At 67.8% G+C, this 4,019-nt stretch carries 3 protein-coding genes; 1 reads left to right on the top strand and 2 read right to left on the bottom strand.

The features are described 5' to 3' along the window. On the top strand, window positions 1-1,487 hold a 1,487-nt coding region (locus tag AC1DQP_RS17660; protein ID WP_478052118.1), incomplete at its 5' end, for an SDR family NAD(P)-dependent oxidoreductase. 31 nt (window positions 1,488-1,518) lie between these two features. Here AC1DQP_RS17660 and AC1DQP_RS17655 read toward each other — a convergent pair. Together AC1DQP_RS17655 and AC1DQP_RS17650 are read right to left on the bottom strand one after the other, a co-directional pair. Next, window positions 1,519-2,883, bottom strand: a complete 1,365-nt coding sequence (locus AC1DQP_RS17655) for an XAC2610-related protein (RefSeq protein ID WP_478052117.1) — start codon at window positions 2,881-2,883, stop codon at window positions 1,519-1,521. Continuing rightward, the coding region (locus AC1DQP_RS17650) for an XVIPCD domain-containing protein (RefSeq protein ID WP_478052116.1) at window positions 2,883-4,019 on the bottom strand (1,137 nt) is incomplete at its 5' end. The genes AC1DQP_RS17650 and AC1DQP_RS17655, both read right to left, overlap by 1 nt.

Here is a 4,019-nt window from a genome sequence, read left to right as displayed (position 1 = left end):
GCGTGCTCGACACCCTGCCCGACGCCGATCGTGCGCGGCTGCATCAGGTAGTGGCCAAGGTCTATCACCCCGAGCCGAAGGCGCGCCGGCAGATGCTCAAGCAGCAGGCCAAGCAGCGCCACCAGGAAAAGGTGCGCAAGGCCGAGGCCCTGCTCGATCAAACCGGCATCCGCGCCCTGCGGCGCAAGCCGGTGTTCAGCACGCCGAACTACTTCCCGCCGCATGCGGCGGGTCTGCACGATGCGCACAACGGCGAGAACGCCAGCGCAGCGCCTGAACCGGTGCATTCGCCCGAGCTGCGCCATTGCTATGTGTGCAAGCAGAAGTTCACCCAGCTGCATCATTTCTACGACCAGATGTGCCCCACCTGCGCCGAGCTGAACTTCGTCAAGCGCACCGAGACCGCCGACCTGCGCGGCCGCGTGGCGCTGCTGACCGGCGGCCGGGTCAAGATCGGCTACCAGGCCGGGCTGAAGCTGCTGCGTGCGGGTGCCGAGCTGATCGTGACCACGCGCTTCCCGCGCGATTCGGCGGCGCGTTACGCCGAAGAGCCCGACTTCGCCGAGTGGGGCCACCGCCTGCAGGTGTACGGGCTGGACCTGCGCCACACGCCCAGTGTGGAAGCGTTCTGCAGCGAACTGCTGGCCACGCGCACGCGCCTGGATTTCATCATCAACAACGCCTGCCAGACGGTACGCCGCCCGCCGCAGTTCTACGCGCACATGATGGCCGGCGAAACCGCGGCCCTGCATGAGGTGCCCGAGACGCTGCGCCGCCTGATCGGCGATTACGAGGGCCTGCGCAGCGCCGAGCTGCTGGGCGCCACCTCGGCCACGGCGCTGCCGGTGGTACAGGACCAGGGCTTCAACGGTGCCAACGGCCTGACCCGCGCGGCCGAGCTGTCGCAGGTGCCGTTGCTGGATGACGAACTGGTCGGCCAGCAGCACCTGTTCCCCGATGGCCGCCTGGACCAGGACCTGCAGCAGATCGATCTGCGCGGCCGCAATTCGTGGCGCATGCAGATGGACGAAGTGCCATCGGTGGAACTGCTGGAGACCCAGCTGGTCAACGCCATTGCGCCGTTCATCATYAATGCGCGGCTGAAGCCGCTGATGCTGCGCACGCCCGAGCGCGACAAGCACATCGTCAACGTGTCGGCGATGGAGGGGCAGTTCTACCGCAACTTCAAGACCACCCGGCATCCGCATACCAACATGGCCAAGGCCGCGTTGAACATGATGACGCGCACCTCGGCGGCCGATTACCAGAACGACGGCATCCACATGAACAGTGTCGACACCGGCTGGGTGACCGACGAGGATCCGGCCGATCTGGCCGCGAAGAAGGTGGAACAGGAGCGCTTCCATCCGCCGCTGGACATCGTCGATGGCGCCGCGCGCATCGTCGACCCGATCATCCACGGCTTCAACAGCGGCGAGCACGTCTGGGGCCAGTTCCTGAAGGACTACGCCCCCACCGACTGGTGATCGTGGCGGTGGGCGGCAGGCCGGGCCGGGCTCAATGCTCGGCCGGGCTGCGCACCGTGCTGTACGTCATGCGGCCGTTGCGAAGCACGCCGCGCGTGGTGTCGACCGACTCGCCATCGGCGGACAGCGCCTCTTCCCAGCTCTCGAACAATTCCAAGCTGCCGTCACGATACCGGTAGGTTTCCGAGGCGTGCGCGCAGCAGCCGTTGCGCGCGGAAGAGGTCACGGTGCGCTGCGCCGCATTGATGGACAGCTGTGGCATGCCTGACAAGGTGGAGTCGTAGACAAAGTTCTGCGAGGCCGGGTCGAACAGAAACACGTTGTCGGTGCTGTTTGGTCCCGCGCCGCCGGACATCCCCGGCACCAGGATGTCCGGGTGGCCGTCGAAGTTGGCATCCACCAGTTGCAGCACGTCCCCTGCTCCACCGATGGGATCGGCATCGAAATCGCGCAGGATCTGCACGCGCTTGCCGGTGGTGGCGTCCAGAACGTCGATGGCGCTCAGCACCCGTTGCGGGTCGTCGTCATCGCTGTCGTTGCGCTCGAAGCCCAGCCGGAACCGGAACGCCGGCGTCACCGCCGTCTGCGCGACCCACTCCGGTCGAGACAACGCATCGCGGTCGATCCAGCCTGACGCAGTGCTGCCGTCCGATGCGATGCGTTCGATCTGGAACCATGCCGGCGTGCGCGATACCACCGCGAGATAGCTGCCTGCTTTCAGCGGCTCGCCCGCACGGGTCGCCAACGGCTCAGCCTGCGCAACCACGTCGATAGGCAGATACAACACATCGGAATAGTCACGCGCCTGCTGTAGCACGAAGCGATCACGCGGATGGATCACCTCGTAATGGGTGACGCTGCGACCGTAAGCCTCGGGGGCACAGACGTCGCTGATCGCGCAGGCCCCGACCTCATCGGCGGTGGGTTTGCGCTGCGGCGGGATGTGCTCGGTGCCGGTGGCACGCTTGCGATCGTTCCAGCGCACAGTGAACTGGGTGGTGCTCCAGTCGAACGCGGCTTCGCTGCCATCGCCATTGATGTTGGTGCGACAGTAGGGCTGCGCGTCGGAGCGGTCGTTCCAATCAGGGAAGGCATAGGCCGGGCAGAGCCTGTTCTCGCCGTTGATGTCGTAGCGATAGCCCGGGTCGGTGACGAATACCAGCGTGTTCCGCTGCCCCTGCGGATCGCGCGATACGAAGGCAACGCGCACCTTGGCGCTGGCGGGAATCGCATGCGCGAAGCGCTGCTTGAACGCCTCGCCTGGGGCTGGCGTGGCCGGGGCAGCCTGCAACCACGCGTCCGGGTCCAGCCGATAGATGCCCGGCTGCAGCAGTTCTGCAGCCGGTGCGCCGGCGCTGGCCAGGGCAACGGCCAGCGCGGCCCACGGATGCGTCATCAGCGCGACATCCCCTGCGCCTGCGACTGCACACGCTCTTCCACCTGCTGCTGTTCGGCCTGCGCGTCGCGTACGTGCGCGGGCGCCACCTCCTGCAGTGCGCGCACATGCTCACCCACCGGCGTGGCAAGCGCTTCGCTGGTCTCGGCACGGGCCAGCTTGCGGTCCGCCGCATGCGGCTCGCCCTGCACGGCGAACGCGTACTGGCCGCCGTCGCTGAGCTGCGCCTGGTCGATCCGCTCCAGACCTTCTCGGCGTGCCGCCACCACCAATCCCATGTACAGACGCTCGCTCATCGCATCGGGCTGACGGCCCATGCCCTGATCCAGCGCCCCCACTGCGTTCTGGCTCTGCCGCATCAACCCGTGATCGGGGCTGTCGGCATGGCGCGGATCCTGCGGCAGCAGCGGCGACGGTGCGGGCAGGTCGCGCAGGCGCGGGCTGTCCACGCTGGCGGCGATCGGCTCGAAGCCCTTGCGCGGGTCGCCGTCGGCGGCGTTGGAAAGATGGAACAGGCGTTCGGCCATGCCATAGGCGGACTGGCCCTGCAGGCGTGCCAGCGTGGTGGCGAAGGCGTCCACGTCCTGCTGCGGCTGGCCGTGGCCATCTTCGGCCAACAACCGCCAGCGCGGGTCGGCGGTGGGGTGGTCCTGCACCATGGCCTGGGTCTGCTGCATCAGCGTGCGCATCTGCGCCTCGCTGAAGCCCAGGGTGAGGGTGTCGCCGGCCTGCACCGGCCCGGCGCGCCGGGTGTCGCCGGTCAGCGCGGTGTTGAGCATGCCGGCGATCTGTTGGGCCTGCGGCGCGTTGCGCAGGTCGAACTGGAACTCGTAGCGGCGCGCGTCGACATTCTCCTGGCCGTCGGCGGCATGCACGCTGAGCCGGGTCATGGGCACGTTGTCACTGTATTCCACGCGGCGCGCATCCACATGGCTGCCATCCTCGAAGCGCGTTCGCACCACGTCGCCGCTGTTGCGCGCACCGCCCAGATCGGCACTGAAGCTCTCACCCACGCCCACCTTCAGCCGCGTCTGCGAGCTCATGCCCAGCCGTTCGACGGTGGCGACCGCGTCCACGCCCGGCGTCTGCGCGGCGATTTCGCCGGTACCGACAAAGTGCGCGTAGGCGGCCTGGCC

The sequence above is a fragment of the Stenotrophomonas sp. P5_A8 genome (assembly GCF_056400545.1).
Note: the sequence above shows the minus strand (reverse complement) of the source record. Positions and strands in the feature narration are given on the sequence as shown.